Origin of the sequence: Sorangium sp. So ce145, assembly GCF_051525985.1 — a bacterium.
Classification (GTDB): Bacteria; Myxococcota_A; Polyangia; order Polyangiales; family Polyangiaceae; genus Sorangium; species Sorangium cellulosum_B.
Genome location: NZ_CP150315.1, coordinates 10,535,541 through 10,562,292 on the forward strand (window position 1 = coordinate 10,535,541; position 26,752 = coordinate 10,562,292).

Here is a 26,752-nt window from a genome sequence, read left to right on the forward strand (position 1 = left end):
ATGGGCGCGCCGAGAGACCCTGCCGGCGGCCTCGCGAGCGGAGCGCGGGCCCCCTCGCGAGACGCGCTCGGCCTCGGGCTGCGCCCGCCGCACTACGAGGCGATCGAGCGGACCCGGCCCGAGCTCGGCTTCTTCGAGATCATCGCGGAGAACTACCTCGGCGCGTCTCCCCTGCCCCGGGAGCGGCTCCGGCGCATCGCCGAGCGGACTCCGATCGTCGCCCACGGCGTCTCCGTCAACCTGCTGGGCGAGGCCCCCCTCGATCGCGATTACCTGTCCCGCCTCAGGGATCTGATCCAGGAGCTCCGCATCCCCTATTTCACGGATCACCTCTGCTGGACGGCGTTCGAGGGCGTCACGCACCACGACCTCCTGCCGGCGCCCTACGATCCGGAGCTCATCCCCTACGCCGCGGGCCGGGCGTTCGAGGTCCAGGAGGCGCTGGGCGTCCCGTTCGGGATCGAAAACCTGTCTTCCTATGTCGCCTGGGAGCGCGACGTGTTGCCTGAGTGGGAGTTCTACCGCCGCGTGGTGGAGGAGTCCGGCTGCTGGGCCATGCTGGATCTCAACAACGTGTTCGTCTCCAGCGACAATCACGGGTTCGATCCGCGCGAGTACCTCGACAGCGTGCCATGGCACAGGGTCCTGCAGGTCCACCTGGCGGGCCACCAGACGTTGCCCTCCGGCTTGCGGCACGACACGCACGATCGCCCGGTGTGCGACGAGGTATGGTCTCTTTACGAAGAGGCGTGGCGCCGGGGCGGTCCTTTCCCGACGCTCCTCGAATGGGACGCGGAGATCCCGCCCTTGCACGTGGCGCTCGCCGAGCTCGGCAAGGCGCGGCGGGTGCGGCCTTCATGAGCCCGAGGGGCGGGGCTCCTCCGGGCTGGCTGCGAGAGCTCCAGCGCGACTTCACCGCCGTCCTCCGCGCGCCGCTCGACTCGAGCGCGGGCCGCTTCCGGGAGCTGCAGGAGCGGTATCCCGCTCGGCTCGTGGCGCAGGTCAAGGGCGGCCCCGGGGGCCTCGCGCCGGCGGAGCGGCTCGCGGTCTATCACCGCCAGTACTGGATGCGCCTGTTCACCGCCCTGCAGACGAGCTTCCCGCGCGTGTCGCGGGCGATCGGCTGCTGGCACTTCAATCACCTGGCCGCGCTGCACCTCGAGGCGCGCCCGCCCCGTCACTTCGACATCGACGAGAGCACGCGCGGGTTCGCCGAGCGGCTCCGCGGCGCGCTGCGCGGCCCTGACGGCGCACGCCTCGATCGCCCGCCGGGGCGCCCGGCGCGCGGGCACGACGACGCCTGGCGCCGGCGGATCGAGCTCTCCAGGGCGCCGCTCGCGATGGTCCGCCAGGCGCTGCGCATGGACGAGGCGGAGCGGCGCGCCTGCGAGTCGCCGTTCGAGGGCCTCTGGCGGCCGACGCCGGAGGAGCTCGCCACGCTGGCCGAGGCGCGGCTGCGCTTCGCTGTGTCCTTCACGCTCACCCACGAGGACTGGGACCTCGCGCGCTTCTCGCGGCTCGCGGGAGGCGATCCGGGAGAGGGCCCCCTCGACGCGAGGCGTCGCCACCCGTCGACCCGCGCGTGGGTCTTCGCCCGGAGCGCCGCCGGCACGACCACGACCTCGGTGGATCCGCTGTTCGCCCGCCTGCTCGAGCGCTGCCGGGAGCTGCCGTTCGGGCAGGCCCTTGCCGCCGTCGAGCAGGGCTGCACGGCGGCGGAGGCAGCGCAGCTGCACGCCAATCTGCAGGGCTGGATCGCGCTCGCCCTCTCGAACGGCTGGTGGACGGGCCTCTAGGCGGCCGCGCTCCTGCGGCCGGCTGCGCCGTTTCCCCCGTCGTTGAGCTTCGCTTCGTGCTTTGCGACCCACTTGCGGAGCCGCTGCGACAGAGGCGACCGCCCGTTTTCGTAGTTGGCGACCGAGCTGCGCGCGAGGCCGAGCTTTTCGCCGAGCTCGGCCTGCGAGAGCCCGAGCTTCTCGCGAAGCACCTTCAGCGTCGTCGAGTCCGCCGCCGCTTGCGTGCGCGCCGGTGCGCTCGGACGGGTGGGTGGCACGGCCTCGACCGCGCGCCCGGCCCGCTGTGTGCGCTCGGCCGCCGCCGGCTGCGACTCGGCGCGGGGAGCTTCCGGAGCGGTGCGCCGCGCGACCGGCGCTCGGACGCTGTTCGTGCTCCCCGCGAGCTTCTCGCCGCAAAACGGGCAGTAGTCGAACGCGAGGACCTTGCCCGAGTCGGTGCGGAACTCGACTCCCTGGATCGACGCGGGAATCCCCTGCGCGCGGCGCTCTTCGCTCGCCCACCCGTACACGAGCGTGAGCCCGCGCTCCTCTTGATTCACCGGTAGCCCGGTCTGACTCATCCGAAGGCAGACCGTCCTGCCGTCGCGCGTGCACTGTCGTCCGATCATGGGCATCGTCATCTCCTCTTTTCCGTGCGGGCGCAGGCGTACCCGGTCGAACTTTTGCGCAGTACTGCTCACCTGTCAAGGTGGACACACGCCAGGTCGAACTTTTGCGGGATACTGTGCATTTGTCAAGGCAGAACAGCGGGAAGCCTGGGCGTGGAAGAGGCGATGATGTAGGGATCGCCCACGAGCTCGTCCTCGTCCTCGTCCCTCGTCCTTTTCATTTTCGCTTGTTCACTTTTCATTTTCAGCTCCAGCGTGGAACCCACGCGTGGAGTGTCCACGTGCCGTCGCGTTCCTGGGGGAGCTTGCTGCCGATGAGCCCCGTCAACGTTTACCACTGCCAGCGATGCATCGCGCCGCTGGAGGTCCCGCCGGGCAGCCGCACGATCGTGTGCCGTTACTGCGGAACACACAACGAGCTGCAGCGCGCAGTCTCGCCCGGCCCGCCCGGCCCGTCCGGCGCCGCGCCTCGCCCCGCAGCGGCGCCGACACGCACGTCCGCGGCCATCCTCCTCGGGGTCGCCATCGCGATCGCCATGCTCGTGAGCATCGCCGTGCTCGCCTCGCGGGGCGCACGGGTCCCCAAACCGTTCCGCGGCCCGCTCGAGCTCGAGTGGTCGAACGAGCGGAAATTCGTCGTCAAGTCCGACGATGCGCTCCACGGCGACGTCGCCATCTACGAGGGCACTTACCAGATCACCTTCCACGGCTTCCCGGAAGGCACCCGGTGGAAGGTCGGGGAGAAGAGCGGGCGTATCGAGAGCGCTATCTATGACATCATCAAGCTCGACAATGTCGAGGGCCAGCTCGGGAGAGTTCCAGTCGCCAGGTACCGCGATACCCTGCTAGGGCCCAAGGCGAAGCTCGAGATCGAGCTCCCCTCCGGACAGGCAGCTTCCATCGAGCTGCGCCAGGTCGACGCCGCCATGTCCGTCCTGTCGGTGCTCGATCGGGTCAAGAATGGTCCGGTCCTCTTCGAAGGCGAGCCGAAGCAGGAGAACGATCTGAGCAGCGTGCTCCTCCTCGAGACGGCTTCCATGAAGCTCTTCGGCCAGGCGGTCCTGCTGCAAGACGTCGATCTGGTGGCCATCACGCGCCGGCTCCCGGAGATCAAGGGCCGAAAGACGTGCACCGGGTACAAGGACCGCGCGGGCGAGCCGCTCGCCGACCTGACGATCCGGTTCAAGGAGACCGAGGCCACCGTGCTCGATAGGCGGACCGGGGCCGTCGTGCAGAAGAAGGTCTTTCCGCCGGATGAAGAGTGCCCGATGTTCAGGTTTTCGATCGGCGACGATCGCGAGCGAGAGCAAGACAGCTACCCGCCGACGCGGGACATCGAGTCATGGCTGAGCTCCTTGGTCCAGCGTTAGCCGGCCGAGACGACGGGCCATGTACCGCGCCGGCGACGCGCCGAGCGCCTTGCGGAACATGGTGACGAAGCTGCTCGCGCTCTCGTAGCCGAGGTCGCTCGCGACGCTCTGCACGCTCGCTCCGCGCGAGAGCCGCTGGAGCGCCAGGACGATGTGGAGCTGCTGGCGCCAGCGACCGAAGCTGAGGCCGGTCTCCCGGACGAGCAGCCGGTTGAGGGTCCGTTCGCCGACGCCGATCCGGCGCGCCCACGTGCCCATCGTCGCGCCGTCGGCGGGGTTCTCCGCCATCGCATCGACCAGCTTTCGGAGGCGCGGGTCGGCCGGCATCGGCAGGCGATGTTTCTCGATCGTCGCCGCCGCCAGCTCGTCGAAAAGGACGGCCACGAGCCGCGCATCCGGCCCGTCGAGGTCGTACAGCGCGGGGCGCGCCGCGAGACGGACGAGCAGCTCGCGAAAGAGCGGCGTGACCGAGACGGCGCAGCACTCGGCCGGCAGGCTCGGAGCCACGTCCGGCTCCATGAAGACGCCGTAGCCCTCGAGCGGCGCGCGCCCTCGTATCTTGTGGAGCACTCCGGCGGGGATCCACAGCGCCGAGCGCGGCGGGACGATCCACAGCGCGTTCGACGCCTCGCACGTGACCTCGCCGCGCTCGAGGAAGAACAGCTGTGACTCGCGATGGCTGTGGAACTCGCTCTCCAGCCCGCCGGTGAGCATGCTCAGGCCGACGGCGTTGGCGGGCCGCGCGAGCGTGCTTCGCCACTGGCCACGATCCTCGCGCGCGAAGCGACGCGAGAGCGACTCCATCGCCTCGGCCGCCGACGCGCGCGGCTCGTTCGCGATCTGGACGTCGCCATGAAAGGTCCAGCCGGGGGAGCCGATCGACGGCGACGCGGGCGGGGCCGACGGGCCTTTCGTGGTGGAACCGGCGGAGGGCGAGGCCGATGCCGTCGCCGGCGATGCCGTTGATGCCACGGGCGACGCGGGACGCTTCCTTCGCTTCGAACCCATGGCCGGATTGCAAAACAAAATGTCCTCATTTCGGAATGCGGTCAAGCTCACCGGCTGCGATGGTTCCTCTGCGCGCTCCGGCGGCCGTGCCGGAGCCCGCGAGACCGCTCTTCGGCGGACAGGAACGCGGAGGCTCTTCGATGCGGAAGGTGATGACCGCGCAGCAGGTCGAGGCGATCGTCGGCGCCCCGATCCCGGCCGTGCGCATGAAGCAGATCGGCGCCCTGGACGAGGGATGTCGGCGCGTCCTCGCCAATGCTCCGATCGCCGGCTTCGGTTTTCGTGACGAACAGGGAGGCTGGCGCAGCACCTTCGTCGGAGGCGCCCGCGGCTTCGCGCACGTGGAATCGCCGAAGCGCGTCCGGTTCGAGCTACCGGCGAGGCACCCGGCGCCAAAGTCCGGCAGCGGCGCCTCGTTCGTCTTCCTCGTGCCGGGGATCGGCGAGACCCTTCGGCTCAACGGCTCCGTGGCCGAGCGACGCGGCGGCCGGATCGTCGTCACCGTCGAGGAGGCCTTCGTGCACTGCGCGAGGAGCATCCTCCGATCCCGCCTCTGGCAGGGACCGCGCGCTCGCGCCGCCGCCGCCGTCGAGCCGCCGTCGCCGCGTGATGGCGCGCGCCACGAAAGGGAAGGCGGACCCCTCGGCGATCCGAGCGTCGCTCGCTTCCTCGCATCGAGCCCCTTCGCCGTCCTCTCGTCGTGGGACGCCGCGGGCTCGGGCGATACGAGCCCGCGAGGAGATTTCCCGGGCTTCTTGCGGATCCTCGACCACGAGACGCTCGTCATCCCCGATCGCCGGGGAAACCGGCGGACCGATACGTTCCACAACGTCGTGACGTGCGACGAGGTCTCCCTCGCGGCCGTGGTTCCAGGGCGCGACGACGTCCTCCACGTCAGCGGCACGGCGTACGTCACCGACGAGCCGGCGCTCCTGTCGACCATGGCCCTCGCCGGAAAACCGCCGCAGGCCGCGCTCGTCCTCCGCGTGGCGCGCGCGGAGCTCCTGGCGAACGAGGCCCTTCAGCGGTCGACGATCTGGCAACGCTCCGCCGGCGCCGACGCGGGCGCCGTCCCCGATCTGATGGCGCTGGCGACTCAGCACCTCGCGCTCAACGAGGACGGCGGCGCGAAGGCGGCGATGATTCGCCTCCTCGGCAGCGGCGCCGGCGCTTTCCCGAGGCTCCTGCGCTGGCTCATCGATCTCGGTTACCGCAAGGGGCTGACGGACGAGGGCTACGACCGCGGCGCGACGAGGGCGGACGACCCGGAGAGCCAGCGCGAAGGTCGCCTGCGATGACGATCGGCCCGGACAGCGAGGCGATCCGGCTCAATCCACGCGAACCACGGCGACCTGCGCTACCTTGCCGGGGGGCTCGACGTCGACCGTCACGAAATGGCGCCCGATGCCGTCGAGCCGCTCGGGGATCGCGCCGCCGCCGCCCGAGATGTACGCGGGGATCCCCGCGTTCTCGAACGCATAGAACGAGTGGATGTGGCCGTAGAACGTGAGATCCACGCGCCCGCCCGCGAGCATCGTGAGGAGCTTGTTCGCCTCGGCGCGGCTCGCGAATGCGCCGTTGCGGGAGCCCACCGGGTCGAGGGGCGCGAGGTGCATCGTGACCACGTGCAAGAGATCCTGCCCCTCGGTGAGCCAGCCGTCGAGCCACCCGTAGGCGAGCGGATCGATCGTCGCGCTCGCCGAGTCGAGCATCGTGAACTGCACACCTCGGAACGCGAAGCGGTAATTCCCGCGGCCAAACCACTCGTGGTAAAGATCGTCCCGCGTGCCGAGCTCGTGGTTGCCGAGCGTCGCATAGCAAGGAAAACGGAGCGTCTTCATCTCGCGCTGGAATCGCTCGAGCTGCTCGGGCGAGCCCCGCGACGTGAGATCGCCGCTGATGAGCGCGAAGCGGACGCCCTCCGCCTCGTTCATCCTCGCGTAGATGTCCTGAACGCGGTCGATGTCCTCCTGGACGTCGGCGAAGACCGCGAACCTCCACGGCTCGCGCCGCGCCTCGTCCGGCGGGCGCAGCGAGAGGGTCGCCTCGGCGCCGGGCGGCAGGGAGAGGCGGAAGGTGCGCTGGGTCGGAAACGGCGCCTCGACGAGCTCCACGGGCACACGTTTGTCCCCGACGCGCGCCGAGAGCTCGGCGTCGGCGAGCATGTTCTCGATCGTGATCGTCCACGGCCCGCCCGCCTCGTCGGTGAGGCGGATCGAGAGCGCGGGCGCGCTCGCCCAGAGCGCGAGCTCGCCCGCGTCGAGGCGGCGGACCGCCGCGAGCCCCTCGTCCACGGTGACGCGCGCCTTTCCCCGTGAAGCCTTTCCCACCTCCAGGTCGCGGCGCGCGCGGCCCTCGGCGACGTCCAGGCAGGAGAGGGCGAGCGGCGCGGTGAGAGCGATGAGCGCGAGGAGAGCGTCTCTCAGGATCATGGCGAGTCTCCAGGGCGGAAGAGCAGCGCGAGGCGCCCGACGTACGCGGAGCCCGCCTTCACGTCGGCGAGCAGGCCCCAGCGCGGCGAGGCATGGAGCCGGCCCTCCAGGCCGAAATGGCCCGGGACGCCGCTGCCGAGGCCGGGGAGCTTCGCGCCGCCGACATATCCGTCATGCCGGTGGTCGTAAACCACCTTGGCCTCGCCGCGCGGATACCCCGCGTGCCCGAGGTACGCGCCGAAGGCGAAGCGGGGAATCAAGAGCTCGTTTCCCTCGAGCGGGCGGCGGCCGTGGCGGTAGCCCTCGACAGCGATCCCCCAGCCCATCTCCGCGAACGAGCCCCGCAGCGTGCGCCCGAGGTGGGCGAGATCGAGCCGGCCCTCGAGGCTGACCTCGCCGGTGGTGATCGAGAAGTCGTCGGAGGTGTAGCGGTGATGGGTGAGCGCGCCCTCGATCTCGAGGAACGAGCCGTCCGCCGCGCGCGGGCCGTCCGGCGTGCCGGGGCCGAGGAAGCGATGCGCGGCCTCGACGCGGAGGCGCGCATTGTCGTCGTTCAAGGCAAACCAGCCGGAGCCCGAGACGCGGAGGGAGCTCAGGCGCAGATCCATGCCGGGCACGAGGAACGTGCGGTACGCGAACGTGGGGTCGTGGACGTAGGCGAATCCGAGCTGCGTCTCGACCCAGGGCAGCGACGAAGGAGGGCTGCCGGTGCCGCCCTCCGGGGCGAGCACGCCATAGAGGTCCGCCAGAAGGGAGATCCCGAACAGGCCCACACCCGTCACGGTGGTGAGCACGATCGGCGCGATGACGCGCCGCGAGGCCCCTGAGGCCGCCGCGCCCGCGAGCCCGCCCACGGCGAGGCCGGCGCCCGCGCCCTCGAGCGCCAGGAGGGTCCAGCCCGTGCCCGGCTCACCCAGGATCAGGTGCCCGGTGCCGTGCGCGATGACCCCGGGGAACACCGCGCCGGCCGCGGCGACGGCGCGGCGCCCGGCGGAGACATCCTTCGTCGGCGGCGCCGCGGTCGCTGGCGCCTCACCTGGCGCGGCGGTGGCCGGAGGGATTGGCGCGCCATCACCCGCCTCGACCTGGGCCGGCGCGAGCACGAGGAGGAGCGCCAGGGTGAGGACGTGGCCTGTGGTGCGCGGGGGCCTCAGCATCGAGCTCTGCGTGGCGGGCGCCTAACGTGGCACGGCCGTGCCGGCTTTGCACGCGTCGAGAGCACCCGATCCTCGCCGCCCTCGACCGGGCAGCTCCTCCAGCGCGCGGGCCCGTGACGCTGTAGCCGGCGCCGCAGGTCGGATAGTGTTGTCCGGCAACCAAGGAGAAGCCGCGAAGATGATCCGATCCTCACGCGCCGCGACGGCGGCCATGACAAGCCTGTTCCTGCTCCCGCTCGGAGCGTGCGTCGCGGAGTCGGGGGCTCGGCCTCCCGCCGCGGCCGCCGCCCCATCACCCAGCCCGGAGCCCGCGGCCGCTGCGACGAGCCCCGCTCCGGCCGCGACCGCGCCGGCGACGGCCGCGACTGCGCCGGCGACAGGCGCGCCCGACCCGGCGGCCCCCGCGGCGGTGGATCTCGATGCGCTCTACAGCGAGGCGATCTTCAAGTCCGCCGTCGTCACCCCCTCTGCCGCGCGCAAGCTCGTGCCGCTCAAGCCCGACGCGAACGGCACCTACACCGTGACCACCTGGGCCGGCTGCCGGGGCGACGGCGGACCGAACAAGTGCGGCGCCTACGTGGCGCAGCAGCCCGTGAACGTGAAGTGGGACGTGTGGGTCACGAGCAACGGCGAGCTCCAGAACAAGTGCAAGACGTGGACAGGCGATGTGGTGCTCCAGATCCACCAGGTCCTCGGCCTGTCGGCCCCGCAGCCGTCGCTCCCCGTGGACACGACGGAGCGGCAGTTCGTCACGTTCTCGGGGGTGCCGGCCGCGAGCATCTTCCGCCCGTGCACGGACGCCCGCGTCGACACCGATTCCTGCGACGGGACGAAGCTGCCTGAAAAGCAGCCTTCACTGGCGCCGGCCGATTATTACAGGTGGTTCACGAACCACGCGATGTCGTCGTGGCAAGTGCCGGAGAAGGGCCAGACGCCCACGGGCTTCCCCTGGACCAGGCTCGGCTACTCGTACAACTGGGCGCCGGGCGCGGACATCTACGGCGCGTCCGAGTACGTCATCTCCGGCGGCGCGAAGGCGGTGAAGCTCACCGTCGCCGCCGTCCAGACGGCCAAAGATTACTGCAAGCCCTGAGCAGCGGGTTATGCCTGAAGCCCGGGGGCGTCCTGGCTCTTCTTGTCGGGCACGAGATAGATGCCCGGCAGGCTTATCAGGGTCATGGCGAATTTGGTCGCCAGATTGATGGCGAAGATCTGCCGGATCACCTCGAACGGCAGGACAAAGGCGAAGGCGCCGAAGCAAAACAGCAGGTTGTCGACCGGGACGCTGACCGCGTTGCTCGCGAGGACCGCGAGCCACTGGCGCCTGGGGCCCGCTTTCCTCAAATAGGCCTCGCGGACCCGATGGAAAACCTCGGTGTCCAGCAGCTCGCTCACGACCTCCGCGACGATGCTCGCGAACACGATGCGCCACACCGGGCTCAGGATCGCCGAGAACTGTTCGCCGAGCCCCCAGGACGGATCAGACGGCACTTGCGCGGCCCAGAGGAGATAGAGGGCCATCAGGAGGTTGGCCCCGCCGGCGCAAAAGATCAGCGTCTGGGCGCCGCGCTTGCCGATGGTCTTGTGGACCATGTCCCGCAAGGTGAAGGTAAGGGGATAGATGAAGGTCCCCATATCCACGGCCAGCGAGAAGACGACGCCGATCTTGAGGCTCGCGATCTGACTGATGAGCTGCGCCGCGATATAGAACGAGATGACGACGATGGCCGCCGGCCTGATGGCGCTCGTCAGCTCCTGGCTCGCGCTCCTGGACGACAATTCGGACATGAGAATCGCCTCATTTCACGGCGGATTCGTGGACCGCCGAAGCTTCGAGTCTGGATGCCCATGATGTTCATGCGTCCCTGGTGACTCGCGCCGCTGAGCCTCCCTGCGGGACGAGGGGCCTCGCTTCGCTGGATCACGGTAACCGGGTGCAGCGGCCGCGCAGGTGTGGACCCGGGGGCGCTCCGCTTCTGCAGCGCCCAACGCGCAGGCGCTGCGCGCAGCGCGGCTCCAGCCCGACGAAGGCGCCCGCGCAGCGGGGGCGACGCGCCTGGAGGCGCGCGAGCACGATGCAATATGTGCGCGTCGCGTGTCGACACAATTCTACAGACTGCTCGACGCGCACGGCGCTGCCGCTCCACCGGAGCGCGCTCGTCGGCGGCGGTCGGGTTTGCACTTTTCGGTCTGATGATTCCATAGAGTTGCGAGCCAAAGACCGAACACGACCCGCGCGTCGAGATGCTTGACGTCGCGCACATCAGCATGCGAGCATACTTCCACGGTCGGCGTCTATGTAGATCAGCACGGTGCCGCAGGCGATGAAGTTACACGATGATGACCCAACCTCGTGGAGATCCATGGCGCCATAGTCGCCACGATCCCCGACGCGGTCATCGGTCTGTGTCGTCGACGAGGAACTGCGCGCAGCAGCCCCGGCGAACGTGAACGCCTTGCTGATGCCTTATCATAACTGATCTGTTGTTCTATTCGCTACACCTATTCGAGATGAAGTTTTGAGGGCGTGGCACAAGCACGCTGACCACCGCTCCTTGCCGCATCACGCTCAGAAAAGCCGGAGGGTGGCGAAGCTGGAGGGCGGCGAAGAGGGCCGCGCCAATGCAGGCGCTTGCGCGCCACCACAAGCGCTTGCGCAGCAGCGCAACCGCCAGCGCAAAGCCATCAGCGCACGAACCTGGCAACTAGGCTTCTCGCCGCCCCTCGATCGCGGGATTTCCGCCAGGATTTAGAGACCGCAGCGCTCGTTCGACCTCATGGAACAGCGATTGCTTATGCCCGGACGCGGCGGAGGACCGCTCGAAGGCTGAGTGACGGCGAGAGGCTCGCGGCACAGCAGCCCGACGGCGGAGCTCTCGCCGCTTGCACCGCGGCAATAGAACGCGGGCACTTACTGCAAATCAACATTGCCTTGTGGGCACGTGTCCACAAGGCTCACACCCATCTTTGGGAGCATTGATGAAGCGAAACAAGCTGATGTGGTTCGGGATGGCTCTCCTCGTCTCTGCGTGCGCCGCCATGGGCTGCGCCGCGCCGGACGCGCCGGCCGGCAATCTGCTGGACGGCGGCGACGATGTGCCGGCGTCGGTGGTCGAGGCCGCCCAGCAAGGGACCATCTACGAGGTGAGCGTCACGTTCGAGGGCGAGACGACGACCGTTCAGGCGCAGGCGACGGTCGAGCTGCGCGCGCACCTCCTCGATGCGGGGTTCAGAGATCTCCACGGCGAGGAGGCGGTCACTGCGTTCCTCACCGCGATGGCCCAGCATACGGTCGATGAGACCGGAGAGCTCCCGGAGGGGATCCTGACCGTGGGTGACCACGAGGGCGATCCGAGCGAGCTCGCGCCGAACGATGTGTGCTTATACGCCATCCAACACGACGTCTACGTGTGCACGGCCGTCTGCGCCAATTGCCCTCCCCACTGCGTCTACAGCCACACGTGGTACTCCTACACCATCAACACCTGTAACTGAATGTGACGAGCGCTGGTCACCCGCGCCGCCCAGCCGGCGGCGCGGGTCGCTATCGATCGATTATTCTGGCGTGACTGTTGTTCGCGCTCGCGCGGCCTGGGTCACCCAGCGGCGTCGCTGCGCGACGCCTCCCGCAGCGCGTTCGAGCGTTGCGCGACATCGCCAGTCGGTCTACCTTTGTGAAGGTCACACTTGAGTAGCATTCTGACCCGCCACGCCAGCCGGCGGCCTCCGGCAGCGGCTGAATGTCAACGTGGGGCGGGTCCAAGGGCTGGAGCTTGAGATGCCGCGGAAGCAAACAGTCAAGCACACTCGCGACGATGTTCAGCGGACTTACGTCCTGTGGTACACGGACGACGCTCCCGCACGAAGGGAATCCGTGGCGTTCTTCCAGGCGGCTGGCCGCCTGTTCCCGGCGATCAACATCCCACGAGAAGTACGTGACATGTCGGTCGAAGAGGCCAACGAGTACCTGAGAATCCATCCGACACAAGAGCAGTGGGAGGGGCTCACGCTTGTCAGGCCGATCGCGGAGAGCGATCTGCCGAGGTTCGAGCACGTCAATGAGCTCCAAAGAGTATGCCTCATGGGCGGCGACGTATCGGATCGAGGTCTGAAGCATCTGCTGTGGCTGAAGCAGCTCGAATGCCTCGTGCTGTACTCGAATCAGCTCACGGATGCGTGCCTCGAGACCATCCGGCAGATGCCCTCGTTGCGCACGCTCGACATGCAGGACTCTCGCCGCGTCTCCCGTTCCGCGTTTGAAGACGCCGTCCGGTCGTTGCCCCAGATCGAAACATCGTATGCGCCTTTGCCCCCATGACGTCGTGCGGAGACGTCGACACAGGGACGCCCCTCTCCCCTACCCCAGCAGCGACGCCGCCACTTTCGGCGCCTCGCGCGCGGGGCACCCCATCCAGCCAGAGAGCCGCTCCGCCGGCTCGCCGCTCGCGAGCGCCCGGAGCACCCGCTCCGCCACGTCCGCGCGGAGCGCCCGCGTCCCGAACACCGGGTAGCCGATCGCCGCGTACGCCTTCGGATCTACGCCCCGCGCGACCGCCATCGACACCGCGCCGGGCGCCGGGCACGCGGGCACCCGGCCGCTGTCGAACCAGGCGGCGCACAGCGCGAGGCGGCGCTCCAGCGCGCCGCGCCGGAGCAGCGGCTGCACGTAGAGCACGCGCTCGCCCACCTCGATGCCGCGCGCCGCGAGCAGCGCCCGGCCCTCCGGCGCGAGCTCCGCGACCTGCTCCTCCGCGTCGCGCGCCGCCGCCGTCCCGAGCCCCTGCTCCAGCTGGTAGACGATCCCCCGCGCCGCGGCCGGGAGCGCGCGCACCTCGGGCGAGCGCAGCGGCGCGAGCAGCACCTCGACGAGATCGCGCGCGAACGCCACGAGCCGCCGGAGCACGCGCGATCGCGCCCCCGCGCCGAGGTCCTCGAGCGCGGCGAGCCGCACGTCGGGCAGGAGCAGCGTCGGGCCGCGCGCGAGCTGCCCGAGCAGCCGCTCGCCGTCGAAGATCCGCCCGCCCACGTCGACCGAGAACCGCTCGTGCGGCGCCTCCACGAGCGCCTCGACCCAGCGCGCCCGGTCGTCCTCGGGCGCCGGCGCCGCGGGCCCCGGCGCGAGCCGGGCCCGGAGCGCCGCGATCCGCGCGAACGGGTGCCCCTCCGGCACCGCCGGCGGCTCGGCCTCCGCGCGCCGCTGCGTCAGGGGCGCGCCCGGCGACGACCGCGCGCTCGACGCCGCCCGCGCGCCCGACGCCGCCCGCAAGCGGCGCCCCGCGCCGCCGCCCCGCTCGACGAAGCGCTGCACCAGCCGCTCGTGGAGCGCGTCGCTCAGGCGATCCTCGATCGCCCGCGTGCGCTCCTGCCACGCCGCCGCGTCGCGGACCCAGCGCGCGTGGTTCGAGATGTACGTCCACGTCCTGATCGACGCGATCCGCGTGATCAGCGTGTCGATGTCGCCGCCCACCTCGTCGATCTCGGCCACCCGGGCGGCCATCCAGCCGGCGTCGAGCGCCGCGCTCGGGCCCGAGAGCTGCCCGTAGATCTCGGCGAGGAGCGCGACGTGCGACTCGAACAGGAGCTTGCGGAAGTCGGGGATGCGGCAGACCTCCCAGAGGAGCCCCACCGCCTCTTCACCCCGCGCGCGCGCTCGCACCTCCGGGTCCTCGGCGAGCCTCGCCAGCGCGGCCGTGTCCTCCGCGTCGTCGACGAGCCTCAGCGAGCGGGCGCGCGGGCGCGCCCGGAGCGACGCGAGGAGCGCGTCGATCGAGCTCATGTCGAGCTCGCTGCTCCGCCAGAGCAGCCGCCGCACCGGGGGGAACCGGTGCGCCTCGATCGCGGCGGCCACGCCGTCGGGGAGCGCGAGCGGCGCGACGGTGCCGAAGGTCCCGTCCGCGAGGTGCCTGCCCGCGCGGCCGGCGATCTGCGCGAGCTCGGCGGGGTCGAGGTCGCGCACGGCGCGCCCGTCGAACTTGCGGAGCGCCGCGAACGCGACGTGGCGCACGTCGAGGTTGAGCCCCATGCCGATCGCGTCGGTGGCGACGAGGTAGTCGACCTCGCCCGACTGGAAGAGGGCGACCTGCGCGTTGCGGGTGCGCGGCGAGAGCGCGCCGAGCACCACGGCCGCGCCGCCCCGCTGCGCGCGCAGCCGCTCGGCGATCTCGTAGACCTGCGGGGTCGAGAACGCGACGACGGCGCTGCGCGGCGGCAAGCGCGAGAGCTTGCCGGCCCCGGCGCTCGCGAGCCGCGAGAGGCGCGGGTGCTGGACGATGCTTGCGGTCGGGACGAGCTCGGCCATGAGCGGCCGCATCGTGTCGGCGCCGAGGAACCAGGTCTCGCGCCGGCCGCGCGAGAGGAGCAGGCGCTCGGTGAACACGTGGCCGCGCTGGTCGTGCGCGGCGAGCTGGATCTCGTCGATGGCCAGGAAGTCGACCTCCAGATCGACAGGCATCGCCTCGACGGTGCACACCCAGTAGTCCGGCCGCCTCGGGACGCGCTTCTCCTCGCCGGTCACGAGCGCGACGCGGGCCTCGCCGACCTGGGTGCTCACCCGGTCGTAGACCTCGCGCGCGAGCAGGCGCAGCGGCAGGCCGATCATGCCCGAGTCGTGCGAGAGCATGCGCTCGATGGCGCGGTGGGTCTTGCCGGTGTTGGTCGGGCCCAGGACGGCGGTGATGGGGGAAGCGTCGACCATGGCGCACGCAGCTTAGTACCGGACGCCGCAGCTACGCCCCCGCGCGACGCGCCGAGGGCGTGCGCCTCGGGTTCCGTGCCCGGAAGCGAGCAGGCGGGTCTGCGTCAACCCCGCCCAGCGCCGTCGTGCGCCGGGAGAGGGCAACTGCACGCCGCGCGCTGCGAGCCGGACGCGCCCGCGACGGAAGCGCAGGCACCGCCTGCGAACGACGAATCTCTCTCAGCGCGCCATCGGGTCCGCGAGCCAGGCGGCGAGCGCATCGGACGGGAGCGCCAGCTTGGCGTCGTCGAGGCGATCAGCGCCGAGGCGCTCGAACCGTTCAGCCAAAACGGAGTGCTCCATCTCGGTCAGGGGTCGGCCCAGCTTCTTCTCGAACTGCCTCGCCAGCACCCGGAGCTGCCCTTCCTTAAGGCCCTCCTTGCGGCCCTCCTGGAGGCCCTCCTTGCGGCCCTCCTGGAGGCCCTCCTTGCGGCCCTCCAGAAGCGCCTCCTTCCGCGCCTCGTCGCGGAGCGACTGCTTGAGCTGCTCGAACCACTGCTGAACTTCCGTCACGATCTCCTCCTCTTCCACGTCTTCCGCAGTGCGCGCCGAGGGCTCGGCCGGGACCTCGAAGCGCAATCGTAACAGCCAAGGCAGGGCGATGCCCCTCTCCCAAGCGTCGTCGGGCAGGGCGACGAGCTCATGGATGGCATCGCGGAGCACGGCGCCTGCGCCGAGCAGGCGCAGGAGCAGGGTGTCTCGGGTGCGCGGCAGCTCGGTGATGACGACGACGTCGATCCGCCATCCCGGCGCGGCCTGGTAGAGGCCGGCGCGCCCGGGCACCGGGGCGAAGCCGAACGCGTCGAGCACGGTGGCAGGCCGGCCGCTGCTGAGGACGCACAGCCGCGGGAAGAGCACGGCGCCCCCGGCGCGGCGCTCGAGCTCGTGGTGCCAGTGGAGCTGCTTGCGGACACAGCCGCGCAGCTCGGCCGGACCGGGTGTGTCGTGGAAGAGCTCGAACTGGCAAGGCTCCGCCGCGAGCTCGCCGATCAGTCCGAGCTCCGCGCGCAACGCGGCGCGGGCAGGATCGGGCACGTACCAGATGTCCATGGTCTGGGAAGTTGCGATGACCTCGACCTGAGTGTCGGCGCCGCCGGTGAGAGCGAGGGTCTCGCGCAGGACGTTCTTGCCGAAGGCGTCGAATCTGCTGCGCATCGTGCGGTGGCGAAAATGGGATTTATCGAACGTACCGGCAAGCCAATTTTCGCGTGGATCATGCTGTTTTTGCGAAGCGATGGAGAGCGGCTTCGCGTGTGAGGAGAAGGCTCGGGCCATTACACGTGCCGCATCGACGTCATTTAGAAATCGTGCCTTCAGCGCTTTACGGCTACGGGGTTGGAGGGGGGGGCGACTCGATGGACAGGAGAGAGGTAGTTCGTCATGCGCATGTTCGGGGTATGCATGCGCGTACCGAGAGAGAGCGCGAAGGACGCGGCGGTCGAAGGCGTGGGCCTCGACGCTGGGGATCGGGCTCCTGCGCACGCAGCGCGCTGGCCCATGTCACGGACGAGCGCGGCAGCTCGCTCCTCTCTCTGCTGGGCTGCATCGACGTCGGCGATCGGCGGGCGCCGAACGCCTGAACAGTCAGAAAATTTCACTATCATTGCATGCGCGGAGCGAAGCCTGGGCCACCTGGGGGGGAGAGAGGCTCCTCCCCTCTTCAGCGGCATCGACGCCTCACCTCGAGGCCGCGGAGCGCCCATGGGGTCGGGGGAGCGCAGCCTGCCGATGCGGGGAAGGAGAAGATGCGAGAGCTGCCCGCTCGCGCTCGGCCTTCGTCGCGTCGCCGCGCCCATGGCATGATGGGGCGAGATGCCGGCCGCTGTAAGAAGCACGACATGGGGCCCGCCCTCTGCTAGACCGCGGATGCCCGAACGGAAGGACGCTGGGACGCGGAAGGCTCGATCGCATGCTGTCGCTTGAAGCGGGGAGCGTCGTCGGTGGGAAGTATCGCCTGGAGCGGCCGCTGGCGGGCGGCGCCATGGGCTTCCTCTGGGTGGCCCGGCACCTCCAGCTGGACGTCGAGGTCGCGCTCAAGTTCATGATGCCGCAGCACGCCGACTCCCCCGTGGCGCGCGCGCGGTTCGAGCGGGAGGCGAAGGCCTCGGCCCAGCTCCGGACCCCCAACGTGGTCCACGTCTACGACTACGGCCTCGAGGGCGACACGCCCTACCTCGCGATGGAGCTGCTCGAGGGAGAGGACCTCGCGGCGTACCTCGCGCGCCACGGGCGCCTCGAGCCGGAGGAGCTGCTCGGCATCGTGAGCCAGGTGTGCAAGGCGCTCCGCCGCGCGCACGAGGTGGGGCTCATCCACCGCGACCTCAAGCCGGCGAACATCTTCCTCGCGCGGCAGGGCGAGGAGGTCGTCAAGATCCTCGACTTCGGGGTCGCCAAGGCGATCGGCACCGGGCTGGCCGCCGACGCGACGAAGACCGGCACGCTCATCGGCTCGCCGCACTACATGAGCCCCGAGCAGGTGCGCCGGAGCAAGACGATCGACTTCCGCAGCGATCTCTGGTCGCTCGGCGTGATCATCTTCCAGTGCCTCACGGGCCAGCTGCCCTTCCCCGGCGAAGAGCTCGGCGACGTGCTCGTGGAGATCTGCACGGGCGACATCCCGGTCGCCTCGCAGCTCGCGCCGAATCTCTGGCCCGAGCTGGATCGTTTCCTGGAGCGCGCGCTCAAGCGCGAGCCCGCGGAGCGCTTCCAGAGCGCGAGCGAGCTCGCCCGCGCGTTCGCCGCGGCGGTGCAGCGCACGGCGGTGCCAGACTCGCGCGACTCGCTGGACTCGACCGAGGCGCTGGCTCACGGCGGCGCGCCGGCTCATGGTGTCGCGCCGGCTCTCGGCATCGCGCAGGCTCTCGGCAGCGCGCCGGCTCACGGCATCGCGCAGGCTCTCGGCATCCCGCCGGCTCACGGCGTCGCGCAGGCTCTCGGCAGCGCGCCGGCTCACGGCGTCGCGCCAGCTCACGGCATCGCACAGGCTCTCGGCATCCCGCCGGCTCACGGCGTCGCGCACGCTCACGGCGTCGCGCCGGCCGGGGGTGGCACCGTGGCCCTGGACGACGCGGTGACCGCCGGCGGCACGCTGGCGGCGGGCGGGACGGTCGTCGAGGACCGCACGCGTGTCCCGGGTGGCGTGGTGGGCGCGAGCGACACGCTGGCCGCGGGCGGCACGCTGACCGCCAGCGGCACGCTCGAGGCCGTGGGGGGCGCGCTGCCCGCGCCCGTGGATCGTCGCGCCCCGTCGCGGGCGGTGCTCGCCGTGGCTGCCAGCGTGCTCGTGGTCGGCCTGGGGATCGCCGCCGTCGTCCTGCTTCGCTCGCCTGCTCCGGAGGCCACCGCTGCCCCCGCGGCGACGTCTCCGCCGGACGCTCCCGCGTCCGCTGCACCGCCGACACGGGAGGAGGAGGTGCCTGCCCTGCCTCCCCCGGGCGCGAGCGCCGTCCCCGCCACGCCGGCTTCGTCGGCCCCGACCAGCGCGGCGTCCGCCTCGGCGCCTCCCCCATCGGCCGTGCCCCCACCTGGCGCCGTAAAGGCCACGCCAAGGCCTGCGCGCCCGCAGGCGCCTCCCCCGGCCAGGCGGCCCTCTCAGGGGGCGCCCTCCAGCAAGGGCGCTTCCGAGAAGGATCCGACCTTCGGCTTCTAGTATTCCGTCTCTGAAGAGCGCGAACCAAAACCGTCGATGAACTTGACCGTCTCGTCGAGCGGCGCCCGGCCCGTACGAGTGTAACCGATCGTGGGGTCCTCGTGGCCGATCGACATGCCGCAGAAGAGGATGAGCCCGTCCGGGGGTGACAGGACCTGCGCGACGGTCTTGCGAACCTGCGACCACGCCATCTGCGGGCAGCTGTGCAGCGCTTCGGCGCGCAGCAGCAGCATGACGGTCTGCAGATACATCCCGGTGTCGGCCCACTGGGCCGGGCCCACGTCACGGTCGATGTAGCAGAACAGGGCGGCGGGCGCGCCGAAACAGTCCCAGTTGGCGATCGCGGCCCTCTGCCGCGCCTCCCAGTCCTCGCGAGCGATGCCGAGCGAGGCGTAGCGCTCCCTGCCGAAGGCGGCTCGGCGCTCTCTGTACGGGGACTTCAGTCCCGGCGGGTACATTTCGTACTCCCGATCGTCCCAGGGGTCGCCTGCAGCCACGCGCTCAACGGCGAGCTTCTTGAGCTCAGCCAGCGGCGCGCCGGTCACCACGTAGATGTTCCACGGCTGGAGGTTCGACCCGGATGGCGACCAAGCCGCCGCGGATAACACGCGCTCCAGCACCTCCCTCGAGACGGGCTGGTCGGTGAATCCGCGCACCGCCCGTCGGCTCCTGACTGCCTCATAGACATCCATGACCACCTGCCTCTCCAGATCTTCTCATTGAAATCACAATCCTATTCGGCGACCTGGCCAGGGTCGAATCGCTGCGTGGCGGAGCGAGACCGACTCGGGTGGACCACGCTCATCGCCTCCACGGACGTCGCCGCTCATGTCGTCAGGCACTTTGCGCCCGCGCGCGAGGACGAGGACGAGGACTTCGGGCACGGCGACATCCTCTACGCCGCGGACGCCGTCGACCAGGCCTGGGCGCCGCTCGCCCGGCGGCTCCTCCACCACGGAAGCCCCGCGGGGAGCGCGCCGGATCCTCCGAACCGGCGCGCTCCGCGCTGCACGACGAGCGAGTTACCCCGGGCTCGACACGCCCGGTGATGGTTGGGGGCGGCGCGTCAGCTCCTCGAAACTCCAGCCCTTCGGAGGCCCGCCCCGCCACCACGCCAGCAGCCGGCCCTCCGTTCGCCACCTCCGGGCTGTTCGGTCCGAGCACGGCCGACGTGCTGCGCGCGCCCTATCCTATGCGGACGAGGCGGAGGCGGCGCTCTCGATAGCCCGCGCCCGCGCCCCGGTACGGCGCCCGCGCCGGGCCCCGAAGCCCCGGCCACGCCGCAGGAGCCGGCGAACCCCGACATGTAGGAGCCCCAACGCCCGGACGACATGGCCGGCGCGTGCTCGACCAGGCACCCCGGCATATCGGACATGGCCGGCGCGTGCTCGACCAGGCACCCCGGCATATCGGACATGGGCTCGCGCCTGGGCGGCGAGGCGGCCGGCCATGTCGGACATGGGCCCGCGCCTGGGCAGCGAGGCGGCCGGCCATGTCGGACATGGGACCGCGCCTGGGCGGCCAGGCAATCCGGCATGTCGGACATAGGCCCGCGCCTGGGCGGCTAGGCGGCCGGGCCATGTCGAACATGCAACCCTGATTCATTCACTCTCCCGGGAAAGCGACGGCAGTTCAACAATCGCTCGATGCCGTCGGCGGCGCTCTCTCTTGTGGGGCCAGCCGCCGCACGCTCGGGCACGTGCGGCGGCTGGCGCGCGCGGGGCGTCGGCGGAGGAGCAGGGCGCCTGCTCGGCGACGTCCGTGGCGAGGCTTGCCCCCCTTGCGTTGGGAGCCACCGCCGGGCTCCCGCTCAGAGGTTCGCGGTCGTCAGCCAGTGGGGGTTCTTCGTCGTGCCGTCGAAGCGCTCCGTGGTCTTGAACTGCTCGTGTTCTCCTCTGGCCCCGAGCTCGGCGGTGCGCGCCAGGATCGCCGAGACGCGCTCGCTGCCGAGCGGCTGGAACGTGTAAGCCGCCTTGAGCGCCTGCTTGAGGACACCCAGGCTGTCGCAGCCGGTGATGACCACCGACGTCGGCAAGCTCATGGGATAGTGCAGGCAGGTGATCGGCGAGACAACGCCCGCCTTCGCGATCTCCCCGCCGGCGAACGGCTTCATCCCCAGCACCCCGATGCCCTGCTGCGTCAGCACCGGGAGCACCGCCTTCTCGAAGCTCCGGTAATGGGGATCCAGGACGTTGAGAGGCATCTGCACGGTGTCGAGCGGGACGCCCTGCCGCTCGGCCATCTTCAGCATGGCGAGGTGGATGTCCGGGTCCTTGTGCCCCGTGAAGCCGATGAACCGGATCTTGCCGGCCTTCTTCGCGGCCACGAGCGCCTCCATCGCGCCGCCGGGCCCGTAGATCTGCTCGGGATCGCTCATCCGGATGATCTCGTGCATCTGCACGAGATCGATGACGTCGGTGCGCAGCCGCCGGAGCGACTGCTCGAGCTGCGCCTCGGCGGTCGCCCGGGTGCGGCCGTCGAGCTTGGTCATCAGGAAGACCTTGCCGCGGTATCCGTCCTGGAGCGCCTTGCCCATGCGCTCCTCGCTCTTGCCGTCGTGGTAGTCCCAGCAGTTGTCGAGGAAGGTGACCCCGTGATCGATCGCGAAACGAACGAGCCGGATGCTCTCCTGCTCGCCCTTGGGGACCGCCATGTGGTAGCCGCCGAGGCCGAGGAGGCTGACCTTCACGCCGGTCCGCCCGAGCGTCCTCGTCGGCATCACGCCGCCCGCCGGTAACACGACGTCCTCTTCCTCTGGCGCCCCGGAGGAAGGCCCCTCGGGAGGCTCCGGAGCGCCCGCGCCCGGGGATGTAGCGTTTTGCCGCAGCTGCGCGCTCCCCGCACACGCGCCGAGCGCGAGGCTGGCGCCCGCGGCGTGGAGGAAGGTCCGCCGAGAAGGTCGCTTCATCATGACAGGGCAACGCTCCTTTTCAGGGCGAAGCTCGACTGCAGGGGACATGCCATGCGAACACAGGCACGAGCCCACGATCACGACCAAGGTGGTGACCGCGTGGGGGTGAAGGAGCTCATGGCCGTCCGAGACGCGACTGGGCGTGAGCAGCCTGGGGGGAGGACCGCATGGCGGCCAGCGCGGCCTGGTAGACGGTCTGGAAGCGAGCCTGCTCGGGCGCGAGCGCAGCGGCGCGTTTCAGCGGCTCGAGCGCCTGCTCCTTCTGGCCTTGCCGGACCAGGGCGAGGCCCAGCGAGTGGAGCAGCTCGGCCTGCTCGGGAAGGCGGGTGATTCCGCGCCGGAGCAGCGCGACGCCGTCCGCGTCGCGGCCGAGCTCGCGATAGAGGTCGGCGAGGTTCACGTAGGTGGGGACGTAACCGGGCTCGATGCGAAGCGCGGCGAGGTAGGCGTGCTCGGCGTCGCGCGGCTTGCCCGTGCGGGTGAAGATCACGCCCAGGTTGTTCTGGGCCTCGGCCCGATCGGCGTGGAGGGTCTGCGTGGCGATGTACTCGCGCAACGCCCCGTCCAGCTCCTGCGCGGCGCGCTCGGACAAGGCGCCGAGGTCGACGCCCGCGAGCACGCGCGCGGCTTCGACGCGCACGCCACGTACGGGATCGACGAGGAGCGGCGCGGCGACGGCCGCGGCGTGGCGAGGGTCGTAGCCCTCCAGCGCGCTGAGCGCAGCGCGCCGGAGCAACGGGTCGGGATCGGCGAGCGCCGCGCGGAGAACGGCGAGCGACGCGGCCGTCGGGGCGGCGCGCAGCGAGGCAAGCGCGGTGGCGCGCGCGATGCCGGGGAGGGAGCCGTCGGCCGCGAGCCGCTGGAGCTCAGCGGCGACGGCCGCGTCGCCGGGCGCGGTGCGCGCGAGAGCGAAGACCTCGGTATAGGCCTGGTAGCCCTGCGCGGGGCGGCCGAGCCAGGATCGCACGGCGTCGGCGGCCCAGCGCGCCGGCTTCTGCGCGTGGCAGTCGGTGCATGGGTTCGGGATCCCGAGGCGGACCGAGAGATCCGGCCGAGGCACCCGGAAGCCATGATCGTGACGGACGTCGACACCCATGTACGTGCGCGCCGGCATGTGGCAATCGACGCAGCGCGGAGCGGCGGGCGTGACGCCGGCGTTCGCGGCGGCGGCGCCGTCCGCGGCGGCGGCGCCGTCCGCGGCAGCGGCGTTCGCGGCGTGGTGGTGATGCGCGGGGACATCGAAGCGCGCCGGTTCGTGGCAGGACGCGCACACGCCGCTGCCCTCGGCGCGCAGACGGCCCGAGTGCGGCTCGTGGCAGTCGCTGCACGTCACGCCGGCATGCGCCATCTTGCTCTGCTGGAACGAGCCATAGGTGAAGACCTCGTCGCTCATCACGCCGTCGGGCGTGTAGAAGGGCGCGGTCAGCAGCTCGAGCGCCACGCTGTCGAGCAGCGGAGCGCCGTGCCGGAACGGCTGCGAGAGCGTCTCGCGGCGGCTGTGGCAGAACGCGCACGTGGCGCTCTCGGTGCCGCTCGAGGCGCTCTTGGCGCGCTGCGCGGTGCCGCTGGGCAGCCGCGTCCACGTGGCGTCCTTGCGCTCGTCGAAGCGCACGTCGAGGCCCTTCGAGGGGTCCGGCGTCCTCGCCTTGGTCCAGTCGAGGTGGCGCGCGCCGCCGCCGTGGCAGCCTTCGCAACCGACGCTGATCTCGGACCAGGTGGTGGTGAAGTGATCCGCGGCCGCGTCATACCCTTTCGTGACATGTGTCGAGTGGCACTCGGCGCACATGTGGTTCCAGTTCTGGCTGGCAGCGGTCCAGTGCAGCACGTCGCCGGCGCGCACGTCGTCGCGCTCGTGCAGGTGGTACCAGCGCTGCCCGCCACGTGGTCGAGGGCGCGCGTCCCACGCAAACGGCAGCGCTTGCAAGCGCCCGCCCGGACCGGCGACGAGGTACTGCTGCAGCGGCTCGACGCCGAAGGTGTACAGCACCTCGTAGCGGTGCAGCTGGCCATCGGGGCCGTCCGTGGTGACCCAGTATTTCCCGCCCTGGCGATCGAAGCGGTGGACCTGCCCGGCGTAACGCAGGCGCGCCCCGTCGAAGTTCCCGAGCACGGTGGCGGCGGTCGCGTGCTGCATGGCCCGCGCGTGCTGCGAGCCCTGCCACGCGGCGTGCTCCTCGGCGTGGCACGGCGCGCAGCGGTCGCTGCCGACGAAGCCGGCCGCCGCGCGCTCCGGCGAGCGCTCCGCCGGGCCGACCAGCTTTGTGGCAGCCGGCGAGGCCTCCGCGGCGCCGCCTCGCGCCGCCCCGGGTTTCGCCCCCGAAGCGCTCGCGGTGGAGGCGTCGGCTGGCGCGCGCGAGGACGCGCTCGTGGGCGCGCGCCAGACCACGAGCCCGAGGAGCGCCAGGGTCAGGACAGCGATGGGCCACGAGCGAACGAGTCGGGAATCGGCCATGTGCAGAGCGGAGGCGAGCGCCGCCGCGAGACGCGGGTCGCGCAGAGACGCCCGGATCTCGCGTGCGGCAGGGTGCGCGTTTACTCGGTGAGGATGACGCCGCGGGCGGCGGCGTACTGCGACCACGCGGCGGCGAGCTCGGCCGCCACGTCCGGATGAGCCGCGGAAACGTCGTTGTTCTCGCCGCGGTCGGTGGCCAGATCAAACAGGCTCCAGGCGCGCGGCGTCGGGCCATAGGGCGCGCTGAGCCACAAGAGCTTCCAGTTGTCGCGGATCACGTAGCGGTGGTTGCCGTGCTCCCAGATCAACGTCTCCCCGGGCGCGCGCAGGCCGGTCGCCCGATCTTCGAGCACCGGCAGGATCGAGCGCCCGCTGATCGGCTCGACGTCCCTGCCCTTGTAGGTGGTCCCCGGGTTGGGCACACCGGCCAGCTCGAGCACGGTCGGCAGAAAATCGATCACGTGCGTGGTCCCGTCGAACTGCGGCCTGCTCTGGTGCTGTCCCGGCAGCCGTGCGATGGCCGGAACGGCGATGCCGCCTTCGGTCGTGTAGCTCTTCCACAGCCGGAACGGCGTGGCGCTCACCTCGGCCCAGCGGGGTCCGACGCCGATGTACGAGCCCGGTCGACCCAGGTTCTCGAGCGAGTTCACCACCGCGCCGGAGCGGCTCGGGTCGGTGGCGGCGAAGCCCTCGCGATTGCCACCTTCCGCGCCGTTGTCGGACTGGAAGAAGATGAAGGTGTTCTCGTACTCGCCGACCCGCTTGAGGTACTGGATCAACCTGCCGATGTTGGCGTCGAGGTTCTCGACCATGGCGGCGTAGATCTCCATGCGCCGCGCCTCGTAGATCCGCTCCTCCGGCGTCAGCTCTTCCCAGGTTTTCGGGTTGCTGCCGCCGCTCGGCAAGCGGGGATTCGGCGTGAACGACTGGGGGATGACGCCGCGGCTCTTGAGCCGCTCGAGGCGCCGCTCGCGGATGGCGTCGTAGCCCGCGTCGTAGCGGCCGCGGTACCTGTCGATGTACTCCGGCGGCGCCTGGAGCGGCCAGTGCGGCGTGGTGTACGTCGCGAACGCGAAGAACGGCTTGCCGTCGGCGCGGTTGCTCTCGATGTACTGAATGAGCTTGTCCGTGTAGAACTCGGTCGCATAGAAGTCGCGCGGCGGCTGCGTGTACACGCCGTCCTCGCGATAGAGCCGAGCCTGCGCGGTCGTCGGCGGATCGGCAAACTCGTTGAAGAACGTCGCGACGCCGGGGAGCAGGACGTACGATTTCTCGAAGCCGCGCGCCGGAGGGCTCTGATCCTCCGTGTCGCCGAGGTGCCACTTGCCGGCGATGTACGTATGGTAGCCGGCGTCTCTCAGGATCTCGGCGACGGACAGCGCGTTGTCGGTCAGGTAGCCCTCATAACCGGGCTGCCCTGCTTGCGGTCCAGTACCACCGCCCATGCGGCCCAGCCCGACGGCGTGGCTGTCGGTGCCGGAGACCAGCATCGCGCGGGTCGGCGCGCACAGCGATCCGGAGCGGTGCCCGGTGAGGATGCGGCCTTCTGCGGCGAGCGTATCGAGGTTCGGTGTGGTGATCTCGCCGCCGAACGCGCCGAGATCCGAGAAGCCGAGATCGTCGGCCACGATCGTGACGATGTTGGGCAACTCGACGATCGTGCCGCCGCCGCCCGTGCCGCCGGCACCACCATCTCCGCCGCCCGTGCCGCCGGCACCCCCGGCACCACCATCTCCGCCGCCCGTGCCGCCGGCGCCGCCGCCCGCCCCGCCGGCGCCGCCCGTACCTCCGCTGCCGCCGGCACCGCCGGTACCTCCGCCGCCGCCCGTACCTCCGCCGCCGCCCGTACCTCCGCTGCCGCCGGCACCGCCGGCGCCGGCGCCGCCGCCGCCCGAGCCCGCTGCACCGCTGCCGCCTTCGCCGGTCGCGCCAGCTTCACCCGAGTTGCCGCCGCCGCCGGCACCGCCCGTGGCGCTGCCGGTGCCGCCCGTGGAACCGCCCGACCCGCCGCTCGCGCTGCCCGTCTGAGCGGCGCTGCCGCCGCTGCCCGAGTCATCGTCGCCCCCGCAGCCGATCGGGCCGAGCAGCGTGGCGAGCAACCAGGGCCCGGTCGCGAGCGCCGAGCCAATCCATCGATGACGTTCGAAGAACCGCTTCATACCTGTCTCCTTGGGAGTGCTGGAAGCGCCGCATGCCGGAGTCGAACGTCGTCGTAAGCGAGGTTCCGCCGTGATCCCGGAGGGACGCCTCGGCTCGCACCCTGGCCAAACGTCAGCCGGACGCGCCACGAGAAGGGCGAACTCGGACGGTGACGAGCCGCGTGGCTCGGCCTTCACGACAAACGGCAGCGTGGCGCGTCACCGGGACGCCGGCGCGCTGCCTCGCTGTTCTCCTCGCCGCAGCTCGCGCCGCGGCGCATGCGGCTAACTACAGCAACAGCAATGAGCACCTGCTCGACGGCACGCGCCTGCGGTCCCCGAGTGCGCGCCGAACGTCCGCATGGCCACAAGGAAAGGAGACATGCGTCCGTTATAACGGATTACATGACGTTATACAAGACAATTTTCGCGGCCGGCGGATCGTCCTCAACAGCGGCGAGCCGAGGCCCTACCCGTGTTCCAGGCGCAGCTCGGCGG

At 70.9% G+C, this 26,752-nt stretch carries 20 protein-coding genes; 9 read left to right on the forward strand and 11 right to left on the reverse strand.

The genetic code is table 11. From position 1 onward, the window contains the following. Entirely contained in the window at positions 1-861 is an 861-nt protein-coding gene (locus WMF34_RS39160) for a DUF692 domain-containing protein (RefSeq protein WP_437990986.1), read from the forward strand. After that, positions 858-1,796 (forward strand): HvfC/BufC N-terminal domain-containing protein, encoded by a 939-nt coding sequence (locus WMF34_RS39165; RefSeq protein ID WP_437990987.1) that lies wholly within the window; start codon positions 858-860, stop codon positions 1,794-1,796. The genes WMF34_RS39160 and WMF34_RS39165 overlap by 4 nt, the downstream gene beginning before the upstream one ends. On the opposite strand, the gene WMF34_RS39170 is transcribed toward WMF34_RS39165, so the two are convergent. Beyond that, positions 1,793-2,404 carry a helix-turn-helix domain-containing protein gene (locus tag WMF34_RS39170; protein ID WP_437990988.1) on the reverse strand — a complete coding sequence of 204 codons (612 nt, stop codon included), beginning with the start codon at positions 2,402-2,404 and terminating at the stop codon, positions 1,793-1,795. The genes WMF34_RS39165 and WMF34_RS39170 overlap by 4 nt on opposite strands. Before the next feature lie 314 nt (positions 2,405-2,718). On the opposite strand from WMF34_RS39170, the gene WMF34_RS39175 reads away from it, so the two are divergent. Continuing rightward, entirely contained in the window at positions 2,719-3,774 is a 1,056-nt protein-coding gene (locus WMF34_RS39175) for a hypothetical protein (protein WP_437990989.1), read from the forward strand. Here WMF34_RS39175 and WMF34_RS39180 read toward each other — a convergent pair. After that, positions 3,745-4,578 carry an AraC family transcriptional regulator gene (locus WMF34_RS39180; RefSeq protein ID WP_437994695.1) on the reverse strand — a complete coding sequence of 278 codons (834 nt, stop codon included), beginning with the start codon at positions 4,576-4,578 and terminating at the stop codon, positions 3,745-3,747. The two genes, WMF34_RS39175 and WMF34_RS39180, sit on opposite strands and share 30 nt — an antisense overlap. 344 nt (positions 4,579-4,922) lie before the next feature. On the opposite strand from WMF34_RS39180, the gene WMF34_RS39185 reads away from it, so the two are divergent. Then, entirely contained in the window at positions 4,923-6,080 is a 1,158-nt protein-coding gene (locus WMF34_RS39185) for a pyridoxamine 5'-phosphate oxidase family protein (protein ID WP_437990990.1), read from the forward strand. Between the two features lie 30 nt (positions 6,081-6,110). Here the strand turns inward: WMF34_RS39185 and WMF34_RS39190 are convergent, their stop codons facing one another. Both WMF34_RS39190 and WMF34_RS39195 read right to left on the reverse strand, forming a co-directional pair. After that, the gene (locus tag WMF34_RS39190) at positions 6,111-7,214 is read right to left on the reverse strand and encodes a metallophosphoesterase family protein (RefSeq protein ID WP_437990991.1); all 1,104 of its coding nucleotides are present in this window, start codon (positions 7,212-7,214) and stop codon (positions 6,111-6,113) included. Further along, positions 7,211-8,371, reverse strand: a complete 1,161-nt coding sequence (locus WMF34_RS39195) for a hypothetical protein (protein ID WP_437990992.1) — start codon at positions 8,369-8,371, stop codon at positions 7,211-7,213. The genes WMF34_RS39190 and WMF34_RS39195 overlap by 4 nt, the downstream gene beginning before the upstream one ends. A 178-nt stretch (positions 8,372-8,549) precedes the next feature. Here WMF34_RS39195 and WMF34_RS39200 point away from each other — a divergent pair, with 178 nt between their 5' ends. Then, positions 8,550-9,464 carry a hypothetical protein gene (locus tag WMF34_RS39200; RefSeq protein ID WP_437990993.1) on the forward strand — a complete coding sequence of 305 codons (915 nt, stop codon included), beginning with the start codon at positions 8,550-8,552 and terminating at the stop codon, positions 9,462-9,464. An 8-nt stretch (positions 9,465-9,472) separates the two neighbouring features. Here the strand turns inward: WMF34_RS39200 and WMF34_RS39205 are convergent, their stop codons facing one another. Further along, positions 9,473-10,159 (reverse strand): queuosine precursor transporter, encoded by a 687-nt coding sequence (locus WMF34_RS39205; protein ID WP_437990994.1) that lies wholly within the window; start codon positions 10,157-10,159, stop codon positions 9,473-9,475. Between the two features lie 1,191 nt (positions 10,160-11,350). Here WMF34_RS39205 and WMF34_RS39210 point away from each other — a divergent pair. Next, the gene (locus WMF34_RS39210; protein WP_012240324.1) at positions 11,351-11,866 is read left to right on the forward strand and encodes a hypothetical protein; all 516 of its coding nucleotides are present in this window, start codon (positions 11,351-11,353) and stop codon (positions 11,864-11,866) included. A 379-nt stretch (positions 11,867-12,245) separates the two neighbouring features. Continuing rightward, complete coding sequence (locus tag WMF34_RS39215; protein WP_437990995.1) at positions 12,246-12,689, forward strand: leucine-rich repeat domain-containing protein; 444 nt, start codon at positions 12,246-12,248, stop codon at positions 12,687-12,689. 39 nt (positions 12,690-12,728) lie between these two features. Here the strand turns inward: WMF34_RS39215 and WMF34_RS39220 are convergent, their stop codons facing one another. Beyond that, positions 12,729-15,065 (reverse strand): helicase-related protein, encoded by a 2,337-nt coding sequence (locus tag WMF34_RS39220; protein ID WP_437990996.1) that lies wholly within the window; start codon positions 15,063-15,065, stop codon positions 12,729-12,731. A 219-nt stretch (positions 15,066-15,284) separates the two neighbouring features. Next, positions 15,285-16,379: a hypothetical protein gene (locus WMF34_RS39225; protein WP_437990997.1), complete on the reverse strand. Its 1,095-nt coding sequence runs from the start codon at positions 16,377-16,379 to the stop codon at positions 15,285-15,287. A gap of 634 nt (positions 16,380-17,013) precedes the next feature. On the opposite strand from WMF34_RS39225, the gene WMF34_RS39230 reads away from it, so the two are divergent. Beyond that, a complete protein-coding gene (locus WMF34_RS39230) occupies positions 17,014-18,753 on the forward strand; it encodes a protein kinase domain-containing protein (protein WP_437990998.1) in 1,740 nt (579 codons plus the stop codon). Here the strand turns inward: WMF34_RS39230 and WMF34_RS39235 are convergent. Next, the gene (locus tag WMF34_RS39235; protein ID WP_437990999.1) at positions 18,750-19,445 is read right to left on the reverse strand and encodes a nitroreductase family protein; all 696 of its coding nucleotides are present in this window, start codon (positions 19,443-19,445) and stop codon (positions 18,750-18,752) included. The two genes, WMF34_RS39230 and WMF34_RS39235, sit on opposite strands and share 4 nt — an antisense overlap. Before the next feature lie 75 nt (positions 19,446-19,520). On the opposite strand from WMF34_RS39235, the gene WMF34_RS39240 reads away from it, so the two are divergent. Continuing rightward, a complete protein-coding gene (locus WMF34_RS39240; protein WP_437991000.1) occupies positions 19,521-19,802 on the forward strand; it encodes a hypothetical protein in 282 nt (93 codons plus the stop codon). Between the two features lie 761 nt (positions 19,803-20,563). Here WMF34_RS39240 and WMF34_RS39245 read toward each other — a convergent pair. From WMF34_RS39245 to WMF34_RS39255, 3 genes are all read right to left on the reverse strand, one after another. Next, a complete protein-coding gene (locus WMF34_RS39245) occupies positions 20,564-21,664 on the reverse strand; it encodes an aldo/keto reductase (protein WP_437991001.1) in 1,101 nt (366 codons plus the stop codon). A 115-nt stretch (positions 21,665-21,779) separates the two neighbouring features. Then, positions 21,780-24,116 (reverse strand): multiheme c-type cytochrome, encoded by a 2,337-nt coding sequence (locus WMF34_RS39250; RefSeq protein WP_437991002.1) that lies wholly within the window; start codon positions 24,114-24,116, stop codon positions 21,780-21,782. A gap of 80 nt (positions 24,117-24,196) precedes the next feature. Next, the gene (locus WMF34_RS39255; RefSeq protein WP_437991003.1) at positions 24,197-26,275 is read right to left on the reverse strand and encodes an arylsulfatase; all 2,079 of its coding nucleotides are present in this window, start codon (positions 26,273-26,275) and stop codon (positions 24,197-24,199) included. Between the last annotated feature and the right edge of the window lie 477 nt (positions 26,276-26,752).

Excerpts from the sequence above, each read along its gene's own strand:
- WMF34_RS39160 (WP_437990986.1), top strand. The coding sequence starts at position 1 with ATGGGCGCGCCGAGAGACCCTGCCGGCGGCCTCGCGAGCGGAGCGCGG.
- WMF34_RS39165 (WP_437990987.1), top strand. The coding sequence starts at position 858 with ATGAGCCCGAGGGGCGGGGCTCCTCCGGGCTGGCTGCGAGAGCTCCAG.
- WMF34_RS39170 (WP_437990988.1), bottom strand. The coding sequence starts at position 2,404 with ATGATCGGACGACAGTGCACGCGCGACGGCAGGACGGTCTGCCTTCGG.
- WMF34_RS39175 (WP_437990989.1), top strand. The coding sequence starts at position 2,719 with ATGAGCCCCGTCAACGTTTACCACTGCCAGCGATGCATCGCGCCGCTG.
- WMF34_RS39180 (WP_437994695.1), bottom strand. The coding sequence starts at position 4,578 with ATGGAGTCGCTCTCGCGTCGCTTCGCGCGCGAGGATCGTGGCCAGTGG.
- WMF34_RS39185 (WP_437990990.1), top strand. The coding sequence starts at position 4,923 with ATGCGGAAGGTGATGACCGCGCAGCAGGTCGAGGCGATCGTCGGCGCC.
- WMF34_RS39190 (WP_437990991.1), bottom strand. The coding sequence starts at position 7,214 with ATGATCCTGAGAGACGCTCTCCTCGCGCTCATCGCTCTCACCGCGCCG.
- WMF34_RS39195 (WP_437990992.1), bottom strand. The coding sequence starts at position 8,371 with ATGCTGAGGCCCCCGCGCACCACAGGCCACGTCCTCACCCTGGCGCTC.
- WMF34_RS39200 (WP_437990993.1), top strand. The coding sequence starts at position 8,550 with ATGATCCGATCCTCACGCGCCGCGACGGCGGCCATGACAAGCCTGTTC.
- WMF34_RS39205 (WP_437990994.1), bottom strand. The coding sequence starts at position 10,159 with ATGTCCGAATTGTCGTCCAGGAGCGCGAGCCAGGAGCTGACGAGCGCC.
- WMF34_RS39210 (WP_012240324.1), top strand. The coding sequence starts at position 11,351 with ATGAAGCGAAACAAGCTGATGTGGTTCGGGATGGCTCTCCTCGTCTCT.
- WMF34_RS39220 (WP_437990996.1), bottom strand. The coding sequence starts at position 15,065 with ATGGTCGACGCTTCCCCCATCACCGCCGTCCTGGGCCCGACCAACACC.
- WMF34_RS39225 (WP_437990997.1), bottom strand. The coding sequence starts at position 16,379 with ATGGCCCGAGCCTTCTCCTCACACGCGAAGCCGCTCTCCATCGCTTCG.
- WMF34_RS39230 (WP_437990998.1), top strand. The coding sequence starts at position 17,014 with ATGCTGTCGCTTGAAGCGGGGAGCGTCGTCGGTGGGAAGTATCGCCTG.
- WMF34_RS39235 (WP_437990999.1), bottom strand. The coding sequence starts at position 19,445 with ATGGATGTCTATGAGGCAGTCAGGAGCCGACGGGCGGTGCGCGGATTC.
- WMF34_RS39245 (WP_437991001.1), bottom strand. The coding sequence starts at position 21,664 with ATGATGAAGCGACCTTCTCGGCGGACCTTCCTCCACGCCGCGGGCGCC.
- WMF34_RS39250 (WP_437991002.1), bottom strand. The coding sequence starts at position 24,116 with ATGGCCGATTCCCGACTCGTTCGCTCGTGGCCCATCGCTGTCCTGACC.
- WMF34_RS39255 (WP_437991003.1), bottom strand. The coding sequence starts at position 26,275 with ATGAAGCGGTTCTTCGAACGTCATCGATGGATTGGCTCGGCGCTCGCG.